The 20244-nt window shown below is 72.2% G+C and carries 22 protein-coding genes; 18 read left to right on the top strand and 4 right to left on the bottom strand.

The features are described 5' to 3' along the window. Positions 1-232: 232 nt before the first annotated feature. Positions 233-1021 carry an aminoglycoside N(3)-acetyltransferase gene (locus KUM32_RS18800; protein WP_217143078.1) on the bottom strand — a complete coding sequence of 263 codons (789 nt, stop codon included), beginning with the start codon at positions 1019-1021 and terminating at the stop codon, positions 233-235. A 160-nt stretch (positions 1022-1181) separates the two neighbouring features. On the opposite strand from KUM32_RS18800, the gene KUM32_RS18795 reads away from it, so the two are divergent. The 12 genes from KUM32_RS18795 to KUM32_RS18740 all read left to right on the top strand — a co-directional run bounded on the left by KUM32_RS18795 (position 1182) and on the right by KUM32_RS18740 (position 10364). Beyond that, positions 1182-1940 carry a metalloregulator ArsR/SmtB family transcription factor gene (locus KUM32_RS18795; protein WP_217143077.1) on the top strand — a complete coding sequence of 253 codons (759 nt, stop codon included), beginning with the start codon at positions 1182-1184 and terminating at the stop codon, positions 1938-1940. After that, positions 1937-3358, top strand: coding sequence for a Fe-S cluster assembly protein SufB (sufB, locus tag KUM32_RS18790; RefSeq protein ID WP_217143076.1), 1422 nt, complete (start codon positions 1937-1939; stop codon positions 3356-3358). Before KUM32_RS18795 ends, sufB begins: the two co-directional genes overlap by 4 nt. 61 nt (positions 3359-3419) lie before the next feature. Then, positions 3420-4646 carry a Fe-S cluster assembly protein SufD gene (gene sufD / locus KUM32_RS18785; RefSeq protein WP_217143075.1) on the top strand — a complete coding sequence of 409 codons (1227 nt, stop codon included), beginning with the start codon at positions 3420-3422 and terminating at the stop codon, positions 4644-4646. Continuing rightward, a complete protein-coding gene (locus KUM32_RS18780) occupies positions 4643-4960 on the top strand; it encodes a non-heme iron oxygenase ferredoxin subunit (protein WP_217143074.1) in 318 nt (105 codons plus the stop codon). Before sufD ends, KUM32_RS18780 begins: the two co-directional genes overlap by 4 nt. Positions 4961-4967: 7 nt before the next feature. Then, complete coding sequence (gene sufC / locus KUM32_RS18775; RefSeq protein WP_217143073.1) at positions 4968-5732, top strand: Fe-S cluster assembly ATPase SufC; 765 nt, start codon at positions 4968-4970, stop codon at positions 5730-5732. Continuing rightward, entirely contained in the window at positions 5729-6985 is a 1257-nt protein-coding gene (locus KUM32_RS18770) for a cysteine desulfurase (RefSeq protein ID WP_217143072.1), read from the top strand. Before sufC ends, KUM32_RS18770 begins: the two co-directional genes overlap by 4 nt. A 17-nt stretch (positions 6986-7002) precedes the next feature. After that, positions 7003-7473 carry a Fe-S cluster assembly sulfur transfer protein SufU gene (gene sufU / locus KUM32_RS18765; RefSeq protein ID WP_007448280.1) on the top strand — a complete coding sequence of 157 codons (471 nt, stop codon included), beginning with the start codon at positions 7003-7005 and terminating at the stop codon, positions 7471-7473. Then, a complete protein-coding gene (locus KUM32_RS18760) occupies positions 7470-7802 on the top strand; it encodes a metal-sulfur cluster assembly factor (RefSeq protein ID WP_073721574.1) in 333 nt (110 codons plus the stop codon). Before sufU ends, KUM32_RS18760 begins: the two co-directional genes overlap by 4 nt. 94 nt (positions 7803-7896) lie before the next feature. Further along, positions 7897-8217 carry a multidrug efflux SMR transporter gene (locus tag KUM32_RS18755; RefSeq protein WP_217143071.1) on the top strand — a complete coding sequence of 107 codons (321 nt, stop codon included), beginning with the start codon at positions 7897-7899 and terminating at the stop codon, positions 8215-8217. Continuing rightward, entirely contained in the window at positions 8217-8753 is a 537-nt protein-coding gene (locus KUM32_RS18750) for a TetR/AcrR family transcriptional regulator (protein ID WP_217143070.1), read from the top strand. The genes KUM32_RS18755 and KUM32_RS18750 overlap by 1 nt, the downstream gene beginning before the upstream one ends. Positions 8754-8934: 181 nt before the next feature. Continuing rightward, positions 8935-9924, top strand: coding sequence for a 2,3,4,5-tetrahydropyridine-2,6-dicarboxylate N-succinyltransferase (dapD, locus tag KUM32_RS18745; protein WP_217143069.1), 990 nt, complete (start codon positions 8935-8937; stop codon positions 9922-9924). 209 nt (positions 9925-10133) lie between these two features. Beyond that, complete coding sequence (locus KUM32_RS18740) at positions 10134-10364, top strand: hypothetical protein (RefSeq protein ID WP_217143068.1); 231 nt, start codon at positions 10134-10136, stop codon at positions 10362-10364. Here the strand turns inward: KUM32_RS18740 and dapA are convergent. Continuing rightward, positions 10349-11266 (bottom strand): 4-hydroxy-tetrahydrodipicolinate synthase, encoded by a 918-nt coding sequence (gene dapA, locus KUM32_RS18735; protein ID WP_217143067.1) that lies wholly within the window; start codon positions 11264-11266, stop codon positions 10349-10351. The two genes, KUM32_RS18740 and dapA, sit on opposite strands and share 16 nt — an antisense overlap. 169 nt (positions 11267-11435) lie before the next feature. On the opposite strand from dapA, the gene KUM32_RS18730 reads away from it, so the two are divergent. The 3 genes from KUM32_RS18730 (at position 11436) to KUM32_RS18720 (ending at position 13272) form a co-directional block, all read left to right on the top strand. Further along, the gene (locus tag KUM32_RS18730) at positions 11436-11855 is read left to right on the top strand and encodes a phage holin family protein (protein WP_217143066.1); all 420 of its coding nucleotides are present in this window, start codon (positions 11436-11438) and stop codon (positions 11853-11855) included. Beyond that, a complete protein-coding gene (locus tag KUM32_RS18725; protein ID WP_217143065.1) occupies positions 11852-12346 on the top strand; it encodes a DUF3618 domain-containing protein in 495 nt (164 codons plus the stop codon). The genes KUM32_RS18730 and KUM32_RS18725 overlap by 4 nt, the downstream gene beginning before the upstream one ends. Before the next feature lie 221 nt (positions 12347-12567). Further along, a complete protein-coding gene (locus KUM32_RS18720) occupies positions 12568-13272 on the top strand; it encodes an antibiotic biosynthesis monooxygenase (RefSeq protein ID WP_217143064.1) in 705 nt (234 codons plus the stop codon). A 22-nt stretch (positions 13273-13294) separates the two neighbouring features. Here the strand turns inward: KUM32_RS18720 and KUM32_RS18715 are convergent, their stop codons facing one another. Further along, the gene (locus tag KUM32_RS18715; RefSeq protein WP_217143063.1) at positions 13295-15121 is read right to left on the bottom strand and encodes an endonuclease/exonuclease/phosphatase family protein; all 1827 of its coding nucleotides are present in this window, start codon (positions 15119-15121) and stop codon (positions 13295-13297) included. A gap of 296 nt (positions 15122-15417) precedes the next feature. Here KUM32_RS18715 and KUM32_RS18710 point away from each other — a divergent pair, with 296 nt between their 5' ends. The 3 genes from KUM32_RS18710 (at position 15418) to KUM32_RS18700 (ending at position 19412) form a co-directional block, all read left to right on the top strand. Beyond that, complete coding sequence (locus tag KUM32_RS18710; RefSeq protein WP_217143062.1) at positions 15418-16845, top strand: hypothetical protein; 1428 nt, start codon at positions 15418-15420, stop codon at positions 16843-16845. A 412-nt stretch (positions 16846-17257) separates the two neighbouring features. Beyond that, positions 17258-18715, top strand: coding sequence for an alkaline phosphatase PhoX (locus KUM32_RS18705; RefSeq protein ID WP_217143061.1), 1458 nt, complete (start codon positions 17258-17260; stop codon positions 18713-18715). Positions 18716-18842: 127 nt separating this feature from the next. Further along, complete coding sequence (locus KUM32_RS18700) at positions 18843-19412, top strand: TetR/AcrR family transcriptional regulator (RefSeq protein ID WP_217143060.1); 570 nt, start codon at positions 18843-18845, stop codon at positions 19410-19412. 46 nt (positions 19413-19458) lie between these two features. Here the strand turns inward: KUM32_RS18700 and KUM32_RS18695 are convergent. After that, the coding region (locus KUM32_RS18695; protein WP_217143059.1) for a TerD family protein at positions 19459-20244 on the bottom strand (786 nt) is incomplete at its 5' end.

The following is a 20244-nucleotide window of genomic DNA, read 5'->3' as shown; positions in this document are numbered from 1 at the left end:
GGGCCGACGGGCGGCGGTGCTTGTGCGGTGGGCGTACGGCGGTGTTCGGGGGGCGGAGTGCGGGCGTGCTCGCGGGGTCGGTGTGCGGGGCGCTCGCGGGGGCGGTGGTCGTGGGCGTTCGCGGGGGCGGTGGGCGGTGGGCCCGTTGGTTGTGCGCGGGGCGCTCGCGGGGGCCGGGCGCGGTCGGCGCGCGAGCGGGCACGGAACTCCGGGGCGTGCGCGACCCGCGGCGCTACTCCCGGGGCCGGTGCACCGGGAGCCAGCGTTCCGCGTAGGCGACCGCGTCCGCCAGCGGGAACAGCCGCGCCACGGCCGCGCCGACCCGCCCGCGTACGACGGGCCGGTCCCGCTCGAAGTCGTTCCCCAGCTCGTCGAACCGCTCCGACGTGATCGAGACCTCGGTCACGCGCTCCCAGCCCACCGGCCCCGGACGCCCCACCTCCACCAGCGGGGAGGGGATCCGGTACTCGGCGAGGTGGAAGCCGGTGCACGCCTCGAAGCCCGCACCGAGCAGCAGCACCCGGGCGTCCAGCCGCTCCAGGGTCGCCAGCGGGCTGCGCTCGCCCAGCCGGCAGTCGGTCGCGTGCCCCGCGACCACCTCGGCGGCGCGCCGGCCGAGGGCCGCGAAGGACGTCTGCGGGTGAGCGCTGCGCAGGGCGCCCGGCCAGGTGCGCACGGTCTCGGGTATCACGCCGACCCCGCGCGAGGGCGTGATCAGCGGATCGTAGGCGGGCATCGCGGCCCGCACGGTGTCCCACCATTCCTCGGGCACGGGCGGGCTCCGCCACAGCGCCGGGTCCGAGAGGTCGCCGGTCTGGGTGGGGACCACCAGGGTGCCGTCCGGACCGAGCGCGTCGAGCAGTCCCTGGACGACCGCGACGGGCCCGCCGCAGACCCAGCCGAGAGAGCTGAGGGAGGAGTGCGCGAGAAGGGTGTCGCCGGTCCGCACACCCAGCTCGCGCAGCCCGGCGGCGATCGTGCCGCGGGTGACGAGTGGGCCGGTGGGAGGGGGTGTGGGCATGCCGGGGAGTGTCCCGCAGGCGCGTCCGGGACGCCACCGGATTGACCGATCAAAGATCGTTTCCGCAGGTCAGCTTAGGTATACCTAAGTGACGCAGGGCACCGTCCGATGATCGGAACGCGGCTTGCCCGCCCCGGACGAATTACGCAACAATGGCGTTGTGAAAAACGTTGGCGAGGCTCCCCAGGAGGAACTCGCGACCGGTGAGCGGTCCACCCGCAACCGTGTCGCGCGCTCCATCCTGGACCACGGGCCGTCGACCGTCGCCGAGCTCGCCGGGCGTCTGGGGCTGACCCAGGCCGCCGTCCGGCGCCACCTCGACGCGCTGGTCGCCGACGACGTGGTCGAAGCCCGTGAGCAGCGGGTCTACGGCACGCGCACGCGCGGGCGGCCCGCCAAGGTCTTCGCGCTCACCGACTGCGGCCGGGACGCCTTCGACCAGTCGTACGACAAGCTGGCCGCGGACGCCCTGCGCTGGATCGCCGAGCAGGAGGGCGGGGAGCAGGCGATCGCCGCCTTCGCCCGTGCGCGGATCGCCGCCCAGGCGGGCGCCTACCGCGAGGCGGTCGAGTCCGCAGCCCCGGACAAGCGCACAGAAGCCCTGGCCAAGGCCCTGAGTGCGGACGGGTACGCTGCTACCGCGCGGAGCGCACCCCGCCCCCAGCAGGGCGAGCAGCTGTGCCAGCACCACTGCCCGGTCGCCCATGTCGCCGAGCAGTTTCCGCAGCTGTGCGAGGCGGAGACGGAATTTTTCGCCGAGCTGCTCGGTACGCATGTGCAGCGGCTCGCGACCATCGCGCACGGCGACGGGGTCTGCACCACCTTCATTCCGAAGGCCTCGCACGCGTCGAACACGTCGCACACGTCCACGAACACCGACAACGCATCTGCAAGCACGGCCGGGAGGAACCCCGCATGACTCTCCCCACGGAGACTGCTCACCCTGAGCTCGAGGGCCTGGGCAAGTACGAATACGGCTGGGCCGACTCCGACACGGCCGGCGCCTCTGCCAGGCGCGGCATCGACGAGGACGTCGTCCGGGACATCTCCGCCAAGAAGTCCGAGCCGGAGTGGATGACCAAGCTCCGCCTCAAGGGTCTGAAGCTCTTCGAGAAGAAGCCCATGCCGAACTGGGGCTCGGACCTGTCGGGCATCGACTTCGACAACATCAAGTACTTCGTGCGCTCCACGGAGAAGCAGGCGGAGTCCTGGGAGGACCTGCCCGAGGACATCAAGAACACCTACGACAAGCTCGGCATCCCGGAGGCGGAGAAGCAGCGCCTGGTCGCCGGTGTCGCCGCGCAGTACGAGTCGGAGGTCGTCTACCACCAGATCCGCGAGGACCTGGAGGAGCAGGGCGTCATCTTCCTCGACACCGACACCGCGCTGAAGGAGCACCCGGAGCTCTTCAAGGAGTACTTCGGCACCGTCATCCCGGCCGGTGACAACAAGTTCGCGTCGCTGAACACCGCCGTGTGGTCCGGCGGCTCCTTCATCTACGTCCCGCCGGGCGTGCACGTGGAGATCCCGCTCCAGGCCTACTTCCGCATCAACACGGAGAACATGGGCCAGTTCGAGCGCACCCTGATCATCGTCGACGAGGGCGCCTACGTGCACTACGTCGAGGGCTGCACCGCGCCGATCTACAAGAGCGACTCCCTCCACTCCGCGGTCGTCGAGATCATCGTCAAGAAGAACGCCCGCTGCCGCTACACGACCATCCAGAACTGGTCGAACAACGTCTACAACCTGGTCACCAAGCGCGCCGTGGCGTACGAGGGCGCGACCATGGAGTGGATCGACGGCAACATCGGCTCCAAGGTGACGATGAAGTACCCGGCCGTCTACCTGATGGGCGAGCACGCCAAGGGCGAGACCCTGTCCATCGCCTTCGCGGGCGAGGGCCAGCACCAGGACGCCGGCGCCAAGATGGTCCACATGGCCCCGAACACGTCCTCCAACATCGTCTCCAAGTCGGTGGCGCGCGGCGGAGGCCGTACGTCGTACCGCGGCCTGATCGAGATCGGCGAGGGCGCCCCGGGCTCCAAGTCCAACGTCCTGTGCGACGCGCTGCTCGTCGACACGATCTCCCGCTCGGACACCTACCCCTACGTGGACGTCCGCGAGGACGACGTGTCCATGGGCCACGAGGCGACCGTCTCCAAGGTCTCCGAGGACCAGCTCTTCTACCTGATGAGCCGCGGTCTGAGCGAGGACGAGGCGATGGCGATGATCGTGCGCGGCTTCGTCGAGCCGATCGCCAAGGAACTGCCGATGGAGTACGCGCTCGAACTCAACCGGCTGATCGAGCTCCAGATGGAAGGCGCGGTGGGTTAAGCACCCGCCCGACCGTCCCATCCAGCCCCATACGTAACGGAAAGCGAGCACTACGACAGCCATGGCTGAGGCTCAGAACTCCCCCACTTCCGGCTTCGCTCCGGCGGGGGGACCCCTACCGGTGGGCTCCACCACCGCCGGTGCGATCGCGGTGGCCGCCGAGGCCGACTCGACCGTCGCCACGCGCATGAGCGCGCCCCCGTCCTTCGACGTGGCCGACTTCCCGGTCCCGCACGGCCGCGAGGAGGAGTGGCGCTTCACCCCGCTGGAGCGGCTGCGCGGCCTGCACGACGGCACCGCGACCGCCACCGGCGAGGGCGTGAAGATCGCCGTCGAGGCCCCCGAGGGCGTCACCGTCGAGACCGTGGGCCGCGACGACGCGCGGCTCGGCAGGGCGGGCATGCCGGTGGACCGCGTGGCCGCCCAGGCGTACTCCGCCTTCGAGCAGGCCGGCGTGATCACCGTCCCCAAGGAGACGGTGCTGACCGAGCCGGTCCGCATCGCCGTGCACGGCGAGGGCGGCGTGGCCTACGGCCACCAGGTCGTCGAGCTCGGGGCCTTCGCCGAGGCCGTCGTGGTCATCGACCACACCGGTGACGCGGTGCTCGCCGCCAACGTCGAGTTCGTGATCGGCGACGGCGCCAAGCTGACCGTCGTCTCCGTCCAGGACTGGGACGCCAAGGCCGTCCACGTCGGCCAGCACAACGCGCTGGTCGGCCGCGACGCCTCCTTCAAGTCCGTCGTCGTCACCTTCGGCGGTGACGTGGTCCGCCTGCACCCGCGCGTGCAGTACGCCGGCCCCGGCGGCGAGGCCGAGCTGTTCGGCCTGTACTTCACCGACAAGGGCCAGCACCAGGAGCACCGCCTCCTGGTCGACCACAACGTCCCGCACTGCACGTCGAACGTCGTCTACAAGGGCGCGCTCCAGGGCGACGACGCGCACGCGGTCTGGATCGGCGACGTGCTCATCGAGGCCAAGGCCGAGGGCACCGACACCTACGAGATGAACCGCAACCTCGTCCTCACGGACGGCGCGCGGGTCGACTCGGTGCCGAACCTGGAGATCGAGACCGGTGAGATCGTGGGCGCCGGCCACGCCTCCGCCACCGGCCGCTTCGACGACGAGCAGCTCTTCTACCTGATGGCGCGCGGCATCCCCGAGATCGACGCCCGCCGCCTGGTGGTCCGCGGCTTCTTCGCCGAGCTGGTCCAGCAGATCGGCGTCCCGGACATCGAGGAGCGCCTCCTCACCAAGATCGAAGAGGAGCTGGAGGCGTCGGTCGCATGACCTTCGTACGCGTCTGCGGAGCGGACGAGCTGGAGGAGGACACCCCGAAGCGGGTGGAAATCGACGGCACGCCGATCTCCCTCGTGCGCACCGAGGGCGAGCTGTTCGCGATCCACGACATCTGCTCGCACGCGAACGTCTCGCTCGCCGAGGGCGAGGTCGACGACTGCCACATCGAGTGCTGGCTGCACGGCTCGCGCTTCGACCTCCGCTCGGGCAAGCCCGACAGTCTTCCGGCGACGCGCCCCGTCCCCGTATACCCCGTAAAGATCGAAGGGGACGACGTGCTCGTCTCCCTCACCCAGGAGTCCTGAGGCACCCATGGCAACGCTTGAAATCCGAGACCTGCACGTCACCGTCGAGGCCGACAACGCCACGAAGGAGATCCTCAAGGGCGTCGACCTCACCGTGAAGCAGGGCGAGACGCACGCCATCATGGGCCCGAACGGCTCCGGCAAGTCGACCCTCGCCTACTCGCTCGCGGGTCACCCCAAGTACACGATCACCGGCGGCACCGTGCTGCTCGACGGCGAGGACGTCCTGGAGATGTCCGTCGACGAGCGCGCCCGCGCCGGCCTGTTCCTCGCCATGCAGTACCCGGTCGAGGTCCCCGGCGTCTCGGTCTCCAACTTCCTGCGCACCTCCGCCACCGCCGTCCGCGGCGAGGCCCCCAAGCTGCGCACCTGGGTGAAGGAGGTCAAGGAGGCCATGCAGCGCCTCAACATGGACCCCGCCTTCGCCGAGCGCAACGTCAACGAGGGCTTCTCCGGCGGTGAGAAGAAGCGCCACGAGATCCTCCAGCTGGAGCTGCTCAAGCCGAAGGTCGCGATCCTCGACGAGACCGACTCCGGTCTGGACGTCGACGCCCTGCGCGTCGTCTCCGAGGGCGTCAACCGCGTCCGCGAGACCGGTGAGGTCGGCACCCTGCTGATCACGCACTACACGCGCATCTTGCGCTACATCAAGCCCGACCACGTCCACGTCTTCGCCGACGGCCGGATCGCCGAGTCCGGTGGCCCCGAGCTCGCCGACAAGCTGGAGAACGAGGGCTACGAGGCTTACACGAAGGGTGGCGCATCCGAGTGACACAGCTGCCGGGCCTCCTCGACACCGAGGCGATCCGCAAGGACTTCCCGATCCTGGACCGCCGGGTCCACGACGGGCGCAAGCTCGTCTACCTCGACAATGCCGCGACATCGCAGACGCCGCGCCAGGTCATCGACGTCCTCGACGAGTACTACGAGCAGCACAACGCCAACGTCCACCGTGGCGTGCACGTCCTCGCCGAGGAGGCCACGGCACTGTACGAGGGTGCGCGCGACAAGGTCGCGGAGTTCATCAACGCGCCCTCCCGTGACGAGGTGATCTTCACCAAGAACGCCTCGGAGTCCCTCAACCTCGTAGCCAACATGCTGGGCTGGGCCGACGAGCCCTACCGCGTGGACCACGAGACCGAGATCGTCATCACGGAGATGGAGCACCACTCCAACATCGTGCCGTGGCAGCTGCTCGCGCAGCGCACCGGCGCGAAGCTCCGCTGGTTCGGCCTGACCGACGACGGCCGTCTGGACCTGTCCAACATCGACGAGGTCATCACGGAGAAGACCAAGGTCGTCTCCTTCGTGCTGGTCTCCAACATCCTGGGCACCCAGAACCCGGTCGAGGCGATCGTGCGCCGGGCCCAGGAGGTCGGCGCGCTCGTCTGCGTCGACGCCTCCCAGGCCGCGCCGCACATGCCGCTGGACGTGCAGGCCCTCCAGGCCGACTTCGTGGCCTTCACCGGTCACAAGATGTGCGGTCCGACGGGCATCGGGGTCCTGTGGGGCCGCCAGGAACTCCTGGAGGACCTCCCGCCCTTCCTCGGCGGCGGCGAGATGATCGAGACCGTCTCGATGCACTCGTCGACGTACGCCCCGGCGCCCCACAAGTTCGAGGCGGGCACGCCCCCGGTCGCGCAGGCGGTCGGCCTCGGCGCGGCGATCGACTACCTCCAGTCGATCGGCATGGACAAGATCTTCGCCCACGAGCACGCGCTCACCGAGTACGCGGTGAAGCGGCTGCTGGAGGTGCCCGACCTGCGCATCATCGGCCCCACCACGGCCGAGGAGCGGGGCGCGGCGATCTCCTTCACGCTCGGTGACATCCACCCGCACGACGTGGGACAGGTGCTGGACGAGCAGGGCATAGCGGTACGCGTGGGACACCACTGCGCACGACCGGTCTGCCTGCGCTACGGAATTCCTGCGACCACGCGAGCGTCGTTCTATCTGTACTCCACGCCGGCCGAGATCGACGCGCTGGTCGACGGCCTGGAGCACGTACGGAACTTCTTCGGCTGACGGGACGAGCGAAGAGCATGAAGCTGGACTCCATGTACCAGGAAGTCATCCTGGACCACTACAAGAACCCGCACGGGCGGGGCTTGCGGGATGGCGACGCCGAGGTCCACCACGTCAACCCGACATGCGGCGACGAGATCACGCTGCGCGTGAAGTACGACGGCACGACGGTCAGTGACGTCAGTTACGAGGGCCAGGGCTGCTCGATCAGCCAGGCGAGCGCCTCCGTGCTGAACGACCTGCTGGTCGGCAAGGATCTGGCCCAGGCACAGCGGATCCAGGAGACCTTCCTGGAACTGATGCAGTCCAAGGGCAGGATCGAGCCCGACGACGCGATGGAGGAGGTCCTGGAGGACGCGGTCGCGTTCGCCGGGGTCTCGAAGTACCCGGCCCGGGTCAAGTGCGCCCTGCTGAGCTGGATGGCCTGGAAGGACGCGACGGCCCAGGCGCTGGACGGCGCCGACGCCGAGAAGGAGACGACGGCATGAGCGAGACCGTGGAGATGAAGCCGGCCTCCGAGGAGGAGGTCCGCGAAGCCCTGCTGGACGTCGTGGACCCCGAGCTGGGGATCGACGTCGTCAACCTGGGCCTGATCTACGGCGTCCACATCGACGACGCGAACATCGCGACGATCGACATGACCCTGACGTCGGCGGCCTGTCCGCTGACCGATGTGATCGAGGACCAGGCCAAGTCCGCCACGGACGGCCTCGTCAGCGAGCTGCGCATCAACTGGGTCTGGATGCCGCCGTGGGGCCCGGACAAGATCACGGACGACGGTCGCGAGCAGCTGCGCGCGCTCGGGTTCAACGTCTGAGCCACACCACACCGCACCACACGGCAACGGCGACGCCCCACCGGCGTCGCCGTTGCCGTGTCCGTCGGCACCCCCGTTATGTACGCTCGTACACATGGGATACCTGCTGCTGGCCGGAGCCATCGCCGCCGAGGTCGCCGGGACCACCGCCATGAAGTACAGCGAGGGCTTCAGCAGGCTGCTGCCGTCCCTGCTGACGGCGCTCGGCTACCTCGTCTCCTTCGCGCTCCTCGCCCAGACCCTGCGCACCCTCTCCGTCGGCACCGCCTACGCCATCTGGTCCGGCGTGGGCACCGCCGCCATCGCCACGATCGGGGTGGCGTTCATGGGGGAGGGGATGACGGTCACCAAGGCCGCCGGGATCGCGCTGATCATCGTCGGTGTGGTGGTGCTGAACCTGGGCGGCGCGCACTGATGTCCCGGCGCCACGACCCCGGGCGACGACAGCGCATCATCGACGCGGCGATCCGGGTCGTCGGGCGCGACGGCATCGCCGGCCTCAGCCACCGCACCGTGGCCGCCGAGGCCGACGTGCCCCTCGGCTCCACGACGTACCACTTCGCCACGCTGGACGAGCTCCTGGTCGCCGCCCTGCGCCAGGCCGGCGAGGGCTTCGCCGAGGTGGTCGCCGCCCACCCCGCGCTGGCGGATCCCCGCGTGGACCTCGCCGCCGGACTCGCCCGCGTCCTCGGTGAGTGGCTGGCCGGCGACCGCACGGGCGTCGAGCTGGAGTACGAGCTGTACCTGGCCGCCCTGCGCCGCCCCGCCCTGCGTCCGGTCGCCGCGGAGTGGGCCGAGGGCGTCGGCGCGCTGCTCGCCGCTCGGACGGATCCTTTGACGGCGCGGGCGCTGGTCGCGGTGCTGGACGGGATCTGCCTCCAGGTCCTGCTGACGGGGACGCCGTACGACGAGGAGTACGCGCGGGAGGTGCTGGCGCGGGTGCTGGGATAAAGGGGTGGTGGAGGCCGGCCGGGGGAGGGCCGCGCGGCCCGGCGCCGGCGGGGTGCCGCTGCGCCCGCCCGTGCCGCCCCAGCGGCGCGACTGCCCGCAGCTACGGAGGTGCGGCGACCGGCACGCGAGACGGTTGGCGGTCGGTTCGCACCTGAACGCCCTGGCCGGTTAGGTTGCCCTCATGACCGACACGACTGCTCCCCGCACCACCGGCGCCGTGGCCGCCGGGCTCGCCACGATCGCCGCCGACGGCACCGTTCTCGACACCTGGTTCCCCGCCCCCGAACTCGTCGCCGAGCCCGGCCCGTCCGGCACCGAGCGCCTGACCGCCGAGCAGGCCGCGGAGGCGCTCGGCGGCGGGGCGACCGCGGCGACCGGTCCGGACGCCCGGCGCGGCGTCGAGGTGGTCGCGGTCCGTACGGTCATCGCCTCGCTGGACGAGAAGCCGGTCGACACGCACGACGTCTACCTGCGCCTGCACCTGCTCTCGCACCGCCTGGTCAAGCCGCACGGCCAGAGCCTGGACGGCATCTTCGCCCACCTCCCCAACGTCGCCTGGACCTCGCTGGGCCCGGTCGCCGTCGACGACCTCGAGAAGGTCCGCCTCAACGCCCGCGCCGAGGGCCTGCACCTCCAGGTCACCTCGGTCGACAAGTTCCCGCGCATGACGGACTACGTCGCCCCCAAGGGCGTGCGCATCGCCGACGCCGACCGCGTCCGCCTCGGCGCGCACCTGGCCGAGGGCACCACGGTCATGCACGAGGGCTTCGTCAACTTCAACGCCGGCACGCTCGGCACCTCGATGGTCGAGGGCCGCATCTCCGCGGGCGTCGTCGTCGGCGACGGCTCCGACATCGGCGGCGGCGCCTCCACCATGGGCACCCTCTCCGGCGGCGGCAACGTGCGCATCACCATCGGCGAGCGCTGCCTGGTCGGCGCCGAGGCGGGCGTCGGCATCGCGCTGGGCGACGAGTGCGTGGTCGAGGCCGGCCTCTACGTCACCGCCGGCACCCGCGTGACGATGCCCGACGGCGAGATCGTCAAGGCCCGCGAGCTCTCCGGCGCCTCCAACATCCTCTTCCGCCGCAACTCGGTCACGGGCGCGGTCGAGGCCCGCCCGAACAACGCGGTGTGGGGCGGGCTGAACGAGATCCTGCACAGCCACAACTGACACCGACGCTCACACCCCCCCGCCCTCCGGCGGTCCGTACCGGGCCCGCCGGAGGGCGGTCGCGTTGCGGCGCGCGGGACCGGGTGCCCTGCTCCGAGCGCCCCCCGCACGTACGGATGACCGGCCGTGACCTTCCGGTGGTCTTGGCGGATGAACGGGTGGACGCAGAGTCCGATCAGACGCCGATCCGATGGAACGAGGGGCCTGGTATGACGAACGAGCGGGCGAGGAACGTGGCACGGTGGATGGCCGGAGCGGGGGCCGCGGTGCTGGTGTGTTGGGCGCCGGCGGGGGTCGCGCACGCCGACGAGACGACCACCGACTCGCACAACGGTCCCCGGATGGGGCTGGTCAACGCCCACGTGGGGCAGATCGACGACCCGGCGGAGGACGTACTGGAGCACACGCTGCTGTTCGGTGACGGCTACGCCTGGGACTGACCGGCGTCGGCGACGAGTTCCCGGTGCGCGCGCAGCAGTCCGTCGGTCGTCTTGCGGCCGGCGGGCCGCAGCGGGGCGCGGACCGGACCCGCGGGCAGGCCCAGGGCGCCCAGCAGCGCCTTGGCGGTGACGGTGCCGGGCAGGCCCGCCGCCATCATCAGCTCGATGAGCGGGATCGCCCGTCGCTGGAGCCGGGCGGCTCGTGCCGTGTCACCCGCGTCGAACGCGTCCAGGACGGCGCGCAGGGGTTCCGGTGCGACGTTCGCGACCGTGCTCACGTACCCCGCGGCACCGATCGCGTACAGGGCGAGGATCTGCTCGTCGCAGCCCGCGTAGTACGCCAGGTCCGTGCGCGACAGCACCCGCTGTGTGCCGAGCAGGTCGGAGGAGCAGTCCTTGACGGCGACGATCCGCGGGTGTCCGGCGAGGCGGAGGAGTGTGTCGGGTTCGATGCGGGTCCCCGTGCGGGCGGGGATGTCGTAGAGGGCGAGCGGCAGCCCGCAGGCGTCCGCGACCTCCCGGAAGTGTGCCTCCAGGGCGTCCTGCGGGGGCCTGCTGTAGTACGGCGCGACGACCAGCAGCCCGTCCGCGCCGGCCTTCTCCGCGGCCAGCGCCAGCTCCACCGTGTGCCGGGTGTCGGCGGTGCCCACCCCGGCGACGACCGCCGCCCGGTCGCCGACCGCCTCCCGCACCGCGGTGACCAGGGCCGACTTCTCGGCGTCCGTCGTGGTGGGCGATTCGCCCGTCGTGCCGGAGAGCACCAGGCCGTCGCAGCCCCGCGAGACCAGCCGGTCGGCGAGCCGCTGGGCACCGTCCAGGTCGAGTGCGCCCGCCTCGGTGAAGGGCGTGATCATGGCGCACAGGGCGCGGCCGAAGGGGGTGGGGCGGTGTTCCGTCGTCATGGAAGCAGTGTCGGCGGACAGATCGTGTAGCTCCACTTAATTCTCCTACGAGGTATCCGTAAGGAATGCTGAGAGGTGCGGTCGTAGGCGGCGCCCGGCGAGGGCGGGGATAGCGCGGCTCGGCCGGGGGTACCCGGGGGGCTCCCGAACCGAGAGGAGGCGGAACACCGTGACCGGGACCATGCACACCAGGCCGGTGCGCGACGAGCACCACTCCGTGGGCGAACTGGTCGGCCAGGCCACCGAACAGCTTTCCCGGCTCGTACGCCAGGAAGTGGCCCTCGCCAAGCTGGAGCTGGCGGAGAAGGGCAGGCGTGCCGGGCGTGGCGGCGGGATGCTCGGCGCCGCGGGCGCCATCGCCTACGTCGGCCTCTTCGCCCTGGCCGGCACGGCCACCGCCGCGCTCTCGCTGGTGCTGCCCGTATGGGCCGCGGCACTCATCGTGACGGCGGTGCTCTTCGTGGTCGCGGGCGTGCTGGCCATGATGGGCCGCGCCCAGCTCCGTCGCGCCGTGCCCCCGAAACCCGAACAGACCCTTGGCAGTGTCAGGGCCGACGTGGACGTGATCAGGGAAAGGGCGCACCGATGACCGACGTGACGAGCGGGGACGGCGCGAGGGGCGGCTCCACCGCGCAGCCCGCGGGTGGCGCCAAGGGGCCCGACGAGCTGCGGCAGCAGATCGAACAGACCCGCAGCCAGCTCGGTGACACCGTGGAGGAGCTGGCGGGGAAGGCGGACGTGAAGGGCCGCGCCAAGGCCCGGGTCGCCGACCTCAGGGACAAGGCCGGTGCCGTGACCACGCAGCTGCGCGGTTCCGCCGCGCAGGCCGGTCACACGGCGCAGGACAAGGTCAGCGGGGCCGGACACGCCGTGCAGGCGCGGGCGAGCCGGGCCGGGCACGCCGCGCGGGGCAGGGCGGGGCAGGCCGGGCACGCCGCGGGGCGGCGTGTGCCGGGGCGGTTGCGGGGCGCGGTCCGGACCGGGCTCGGGCATCCGCGTGCGCTGCTCGTCGCCGGGGCGGCGGCCGGCGTGGTCGCCGCGGTGGGTGTGTCGCTGCGCCGTCGGCACGGGCGCTGCTGAGGGCGCGGCGCGACGAGGGGCCCCGGCTGCGGGGCCCCTCGTCGCGCGAGCCGGGTATCGGAACCGGTGGTCACTTGACCTCAACCTTGGTCGAGGTCGGAGGGTGGTGCGTGCACCCCGGCGTGCACTCCACGCGCACCCCGGCGTGCGCCAGTGCACCCCATGTGCGCTCCGACGTGCGCCACCGCGCACCCGACGACCACCGATCAGTGGAGGCCGGCATGACCCGCCGTACCGACGCCCACCCCGAACTCGTCCGCCCGGACGTCCAGGCCCCCTTCTTCAGCACCTGGCGGGTGGGCACCCCCGAGCGGCAGCGGCAGACCGTCGACGCCATCGCCCGCACCTGGGAGAGCCGTCCCTGGCCCGCCGACGACCTGCTGGGCTACCACGTCTACACCGGCCACGACGGCAGCACGCTGCTGCACCACTCCCAGTGGGCGAGCGAGCAGGCGTACGAGGCCTTCGTGAAGACGCACCGGCAGGAGCGCGTCGACGAGATCGACACCGCCGTGCCCGGCATCGAGCGGCTCGGCCTCGGCCGGTACCGGCGCTACCGCAGCGGTACCCGCGAGAACGGGACGGCGCCGGTACCGGGCTGCATCGTGATCGTCGACGTCGAGTTCGAGGGACCCGACCCCGACCGGCAGCGCGCCTGGGTCGACGCGGTCTTCGAGGCACTGGCGAGCGAGCCGGAACCCCACCCCGGCGGTATCTCCGCCCACTTCCACCTCAGCACCGACGGCACCCGCGTCCTCAACTACGCCGAGTGGGAGAGCGCCCAGGCCCACATCGACGCCCTCGCCGCACCGGGCGCCGGCATCGGCTCGGCGACGGCGCAGTGGGAGCGGGTGCAGAAGTGGCCGGGCCTGAAGAGCAGCACGGTCGACCGCTACGACCACGCCCTCGGCCTCGTACCCCGCTGAACCCGCCCCCGCGCGGAGCCGGTCACGGACGGAACCGCAGCACCTGCGGGTCGTGGTCGCTCACCTGGTCGTGGAACTCGGCGTTGATGTGCACGCTGTCGTAGGACAGGTTCCCGCCCCACCGGACCGACGGGCTGACCAGGATCTGGTCGAGGACCTGGCTGTTGCCCTGGTAGACGTACGAGTAGCGCTCGCTCCGCGGCAGCGACTTGACCGCGGACCACAGCGCGCCGTCGTCCTCCAGGATGCGGGTGGTCCGCGAGAACTCGAAGTCGTTGATGTCGCCGAGGGCGACGACGTCCGCGTTCTTCTGGACGGCGAGGACCTCCTTGACGAAGGTGTTCACGGCCTTCGCCTGGAGGTGGCGCTGGGTCTCCGAGCCGCGCGACGGCGGCTGGTACTGCGCCGTCAGGCCCTGGTCGCCGCCCTTGGAGTTGAAGTGGTTGGCGATGACCACGACCGTCCGGCCGCGGAAGACGAACTCGCCGGCCAGCGGCTTGCGGCTGTTCTCCCAGGCGGGGTTCGCCGGGTCCACGCGGCCGGGGGAGTGGGTGAGCGCCGCCTTGCCGCGCACCTTCGTCACCCCGGTCGCGGTGGTCGCGTCGCCGGCCCCGCGGTCGGTGAAGGAGACCCGCTCGGGGTTGAACAGGAACGCCTGGCGGATGTTGCCGCCGGGCTGGCCGCCGTCCTCCCCGTCGGCCGGGTCGATGCCGCGCCAGTCGTAGCGCGGGCCGCCGGCCGCGACGACGGCGTCGATCAGCTTGCCCACCGTCGCGTCGGCGGCCACCGTGCCGTCGTCCGTGGCGCCGTTGTTGTCCTGGATCTCCTCCAGGGACACGATGTCGGGCGACCTGAGGTGGTGCACGATCGCGTCGGCGTGCGCCGCGAAGGTGTCGTCGGACGGGTCGAGGTTCTCGACGTTGTACGTCGCCACCGCCAGCTCGCCGCTGTTCTGCCGGCGCGTCGACTCACGCTCCAGGCCCCCGTCCCTCAGGGCGCCGATCTCGCTCGCGACCAGCGTGTAGCCGCCGTACTGGTTGTAGTCCAGCGGGCCCGCGGTCGTGCCGGCGAGGGTGTCGCCCACGTGGGCGTCGGGGAAGTCGGCCGGCTTGCCCAGGGACTGGATCTGGAGCCGGCCGGTGTTCTGGGAGTCGTAGGAGCCGTAGACCGTGCCGCCGCGGCGGTTGGCGTTCTCCCACGGCTTCACCGTGACCCACAGCTCGGTGTACGCGTCGGAGGCGCCGACCACGCGGGCGTCGGCGACCCGGACGTTCATGCCCTCCAGGGACTCGTAGTGGTCCAGGGCGTACTTCGCCGGCCGGAGCGGCAGAGCGTTGACCGAGCCGTTCGCGTCCTCGTCGCCCTCGGGGGCGTACGCCCGCGGTACGGACCGGGCGGAGACCGTCGTCGCGGCCGGGACCGCGTTGCCGCTGGAGACGACGGTGACCGTCGGACGGGTGATCTCGGTCAGCGACTGGTTCCCGGACGAGGTGCCGCCGGGGACGTACTCCGAGACCGTGCCGGAGACGGTGACCGCGTCACCGACGGCGACCTTCGGGGTGGAGCCGGTGAAGACGAAGACGCCCTCGCTGGTGGCCGGGTCGGCGTCCGGCTGCGGATCCTGGATCCAGAAGCCTCTGGAGGAGCCGTAGCCGCGGACGCCGGTGACGATTCCGGGCACGTCCGTGACCTGCTTGCCCGCGTACGGCGACAGCCGGGTGCTGCCCTGGACGTCGTGCACGCGCACGGAGTCCGCGTGCGCGGGCGAGGTGAGGACGACGGTGGACGCCGCCGAGCAGACGGCGGCGACGGTGAGCGCGGCGAGGCGCGCGGAGGACTTGCTGGCCAACGGGATCCCTCCGGGGACGTGACAGAGCGCCGGGGCGAGGGTGGGCGTGGTGACACGGAACGGGGCACGGGGGCCGCCGAGCGCACGCGGACGTGAGTGAACACCTGTCCCCCCGCTTTCTACGCGCGTCAATCTCCTGCCTGCTCCGGCCGGTTGTCAAGGTTTCGGCCATGTACGGCACCCGTCGGGGAGATGAACCGGGCGGCATGGGTGGAAACCCGTCTAGGCTGAGCGGCTGAGCCGTACGGCGTCCGAATGGCCGTATGGCGGTCAAGGCGCGCGAGGAGAAACAGCCGATGTCAGACAGCTCCACCCTGCCGCCCGTACGGCTGCGTCCCGAAGCGGAGCTGGCCCGCGACGCGCTGGCCGCGCCGGTGCTCGCCCGGGCCGCCCGGCTGGCCCGCTGGGCCGGTCCGGACACCCGCGTCGACGCCGGGGGCGGGCTCGTCGAGGAGCAGCTGCCGGCGGCGGCCGGGGAACTCGGGCTGAGCGGGGACGACGCCGCGGCGTACGCGAGCGAGGCGTGGCGGATCGCCGTGGACACGGGCCTCGTCGAGATCACCGACGAGGAGGCGGGCACCGTCGTGGCGGGCGGGGACCTCGCCCTGCTCACGGGCGGCTCCCCGCAGGACGTGCTCGGGGTGTGGCTCACCGCGCTGGAGGCGGTGCTCGCCGACGCGAGCGTGCCCGACCTCGACGACATCGTCGACGCGATGGCCGAGGGCGGCGAGGTCGACCTGTCGTCCCTCGACTGGGACCCGGAGGCCGAGGCGGAGTTCCTCGACGGCGTGCTCGGCAACCTCTACCTGCTCACCGTCGGTGAGGACGGTCCGGGCGACGCCGCGGTGCCGCTGCCCGCGCTGGCCGCGTCCGTGATCGTGCCCAGCGACATGGGCGAGCCCACCAACGACGTGCTGGAGCAGGTGTCCGACGCGATGATGCGGCTGGACGACCAGTTCCGGCTGCTGGAGCCCATCGGTCTCGTCGCCTACCAGCCGGTGGACGAGGCCCTGATGGCCGACGCGGACGAGGAACCCGCGGCACCCGTCGACGAGGCCGACGTCGCCCGCTACGGCATGGTGCGGCTCACCCCGCTCGGGCTGTACGGCCTGCGTACGCGGCTGCTGGAGGCCGGGTTCGAGGCGCCCGTCGTCGGTGACCTCGCCGACAAGGGCGCCGACGCGCTGCTCGACGGCACGGCCCCCTTCCCGCCCGCGTCGGCCCACGCCGAGACCGAGCTGTGGCTGGGCCGGCGCGAGCCGCTCGCCGCGGCACGTGAACTGCTGGCCGCGGCCCGCGGCTCGGACACCGGCGCGCCCCTGCGCCGGCTCCGCTGCCAGCAGGCGCTCTCGCTCGTCGGCGCGGAGGCCGAGCCCGCGCTGCGGGAGGTCCTCGACGACGCCGAACTGGGGGGTCTGGCCCGGGTCTGGCTGACCGAACACGGCGCCGGGGACGTACCCGCTCCGCCGCAGGAGATGGTCTTCTGGCTGACCATCGACACCGTCGCCGCGCAGCTCGCGGCCGAGGGCAACTCCGAGGAACTGCGGGCCCTCGTGCAGGGACTGGCCCGGCAGCACAGCGGGTTCTTCGAGACGGCCTGGCGGGTCGGCCACCCGGCCACGGCGGACGTCCTTGAGGCCATGGGGCGGCTGCACCCCGACAAGAAGATCGCCAAGGAGGCCCGCAAGGCGGCCTTCAAGGCACGCTCGCAGCAGGGCGGCTGACGCCGGTCCGCCCATCGGGGTGGCCGCGCGACCCGGCGCCCGGCGCCCGGCGTCCCGGCCCCCGTGCTCGGTGTTCCGCCCCGCGCTCGCGGCCAGTGGCCCCGCGTCGCCCTGCCGGGTGGCCCGGTGTCCGGAAGCCCGCGCCCCGGTGTCCCGCGCCCCGGTGTCCCGCGCCTCGGTGTCCCGCGCCCCTGCCCGTGGGGGCGCCCGCGGCGAGGACCAGGCCGTGGAGGCCGCCCCGCGCCGTGCCCCCTGCCCCGTGCGGGTGTCCGAGCGTGCCTCGGACGGATTCACGCAAGCGGGCGGGGAGAGGTCGCGCCCAGTTCAACTGATGTTCAGTCGTGGGCGGAACCGTGGCGCGGGACCGCGGTCCGCCACCCTCCACGGCACGCCCACCGTCACAGGAGACACCATGTCGCTCACCCGCAGGGACTTCACCAGTCGATCCGCGCTCACCGGCGCCGGAGTCGCGCTGGCGGGCAGCGTCGGGGCCCTCGCCACCGCCCCGAACGCCCTCGCGTCCACGGACACCGAGAGCGCGGGGGAGGAGCACGGGCACGGTCACGACGACGGCGGGGTCGGCTACGGGCCGCTGGTCCCCGACCCGGACGGCATCCTCGCCCTGCCCGCCGGCTTCCGGTACGAGATCATCACCTACTCCGGGCGGACCCGGCTGGAGTCCGGGGAGTACACCCCGTCCCACCACGACGGCACCGCCACCTTCGACGGCCCGCGGGGCACCACCCTCCTCGTCAACAACCACGAACTCGGCGGCCACCGCGACGACTGGGACCACCCCGTCCCGCTCACCGAGGGCCTCGTCTACGACCCCGCCGCCGCCGGCGGCTGCACGGTCGTCGAGGTCCGCCGCGGCGGCCACGTCGCCGAATGGGTCGGCATCGCCGGCACGGCCACCAACTGCGCGGGCGGCAGCACCCCCTGGGGCACCTGGCTCACCTGCGAGGAGACCGAGGACAAGGCCGGCGAGGAGGGGATGACCAAGGACCACGGCTACGTGTTCGAGGTCGACCCCGAGGACCGGCGGGCCAACCGGAACCCCAAGCCGATCAAGGCGCTCGGCCGCTACGCCCACGAGGCCGTCGTCGTCGACCCCAAGCGGGGCCACCTCTTCCTCACCGAGGACGCCTCCGGCCCCAACGGCCTGCTCTACCGCTGGACCCCGCCGGAGGGATTCCGGCACGGCCGGGGCCGGCTGCGCACCCTCGCCGACGACGCCGGGCTCCTCGAGGCCTTCAAGTGCTTCGACTCCGGCGGCAAGTTCGTCGACGACCTGTCCCGCGCGACCAGGACCGGCACCGTCTACGGCGTCGACTGGGTCGAGGTCCCCGACCGCGACGCGAAGCACACCTCGGTGCGCAAGCAGTTCACCGACGGACAGGTCACCCGCGCCCGCAAGCTGGAGGGCATGTGGTGGGCCGACGGCGGCGCCTACATCGTCTCCTCGTACGCCCGGGACGAGAGCCCCGGCCGCCCGCACGACGGCCAGGTCTGGTTCTACGACCCCAAGCGCCGCACCCTCACCCTGAAGGTCATCCTCGGCGTCAACGCCGACCCGTCGGCGGACGGCGCCTTCGACGGCCCCGACAACATCACCGTCTCCCCGTACGGCGGCCTCGTCATCGCCGAGGACGGCGACGGCGTCCAGCACCTCTTCGGCGCCACCGACAGCGGACGCACGTACCCCATCGCCCGCAACGAACTGAACATCGGCTCCGAGGACGAGCCCGAGTACAGCGAGTTCACCGGCGTCACCTTCTCCCCCGACGGCCGGACCCTGTACGCCAACATCCAGTCGCCCGGCATCATGCTGGCCATCACCGGGCCCTGGAAGCGGCAGAAGCGCCGTTGACCGACTCGTCCCCCCGGCCGACGGCCGCCCCCTCGGCGTGACGCACGCCCGCGGGCGGCCCGGGCCCGCCGCCGCGCCCGCGGGATAGGGTGCGCGGAAGGTTGCCTGGTGGGCAGGGAGTGGCGGGATGGCACAGGTCAGGCCCATGCGTGCGGACGCCCGGCGCAATCGTGAGCGGTTGCTCGCGGTGGCGGCGCAGGCCTTCGCCGAGCACGGTGAGGGCGCCTCGCTGGACGACATCGCCAAGCGTGCCGGGGTCGGCGTCGGCACGCTGTACCGGCACTTCCCGACGCGGCAGTCCTTGCTGGAGGCCGCCTACCTGGAACGGGTCGAGGCGATCGCGGCTCGTGCGGACGTGCTCGCGGCGGAGCTGGCGCCGGGCGCGGCCATGGTCGCGTGGCTCGACGAGCTCGCCGCCGGGACGCTCCGGATGCGGGGGCTGAAGGCGTTGCTCGGCACGGCCGTCACCGACGGGGGCGCGGCGGCGGACCGGACGTGCGGTGACTGCGTGCGGGACGCCGCGACACGGTTGGTGCGGGCGGCGCAGCACGAGGGCGCGTTGCGGCGGGACGTCGAGCCGGTCGAGGTGCTGCGGCTGGTGCACGGCGTCGTCACGGCGTCCGAGCTGACCGGCGGGGAGCACGAAACGGTCATCCCGCGGTTCCTGAAGCTGCTGATGGAGGGACTGCGGGCGTAGCGCAGGGCGGCGCCCGGGGGCCGGGCGCCGCCCTGCGCCCGGCCCCCTACAGGGCCTGGCCCGCGGGCTTCACCATGCCCCGGACCGTGCGGGACTTGACGAAGTCGCCCATGGCGGTCATCTCCCACTCGCCCGAGTACTGGCGGATGAGCTTCGCCATCATCACGCCGGTCTGCGGTTCGGCGCTGGTGAGGTCGAAGCGGACCAGCTCCTCGCCGCTCGCGGCGTCGATGAGGCGGCAGTAGGCCTTGGCGACCTCCGTGAACTTCTGGCCGGAGAACGAGTTGACCGTGAAGACCAGGCCGCTGACCTCCTGCGGGAGCCGGCCGAGATCCACGGTGATCACCTCGTCGTCGCCGCCGCCCTCTCCGGTCAGGTTGTCACCGGAGTGCTTGATCGCGCCGTTCACGATCGAGAGCTTGCCGAAGTAGCAGCTGTCGATGTGGTTGCGCTGCGGGCCGTACGCGATGACCGACGCGTCCAGGTCGATGTCCTTGCCGCGGTACGCCGGCTCCCAGCCGAGGCCCATCTTGACCTGGGAGAGCACGGGCCGGCCGCCCTTGACGAGGGAGACGGTCTGGTTCTTCTGGAGACTGACCCGGCCCTTGTCGAGGTTGATCTTGCCGGTGCCCGGGGCGGGGGCGGGCGGCGCGGCCGGTGCGGGCGGCGCGGCGGGCATCGTGGGCGCGGCGGCGGGCGGGGCCGGGGGCGGGGTGACCGCCTGGGGCTGCGGCGGGGCGGCCACCGGCTGGGCGGGGGCCGCCGGCTCCTCCACCGTGACACCGAAGTCCGTCGCGATGCCCGCCAGGCCGTTGGCGTAGCCCTGGCCCAC

Source organism: Streptomyces sp. AC627_RSS907 (assembly GCF_019049165.1).
The sequence above is the reverse complement of the archived record's forward strand: the minus strand, read 5'-3'. Positions and strand labels throughout refer to the sequence as shown.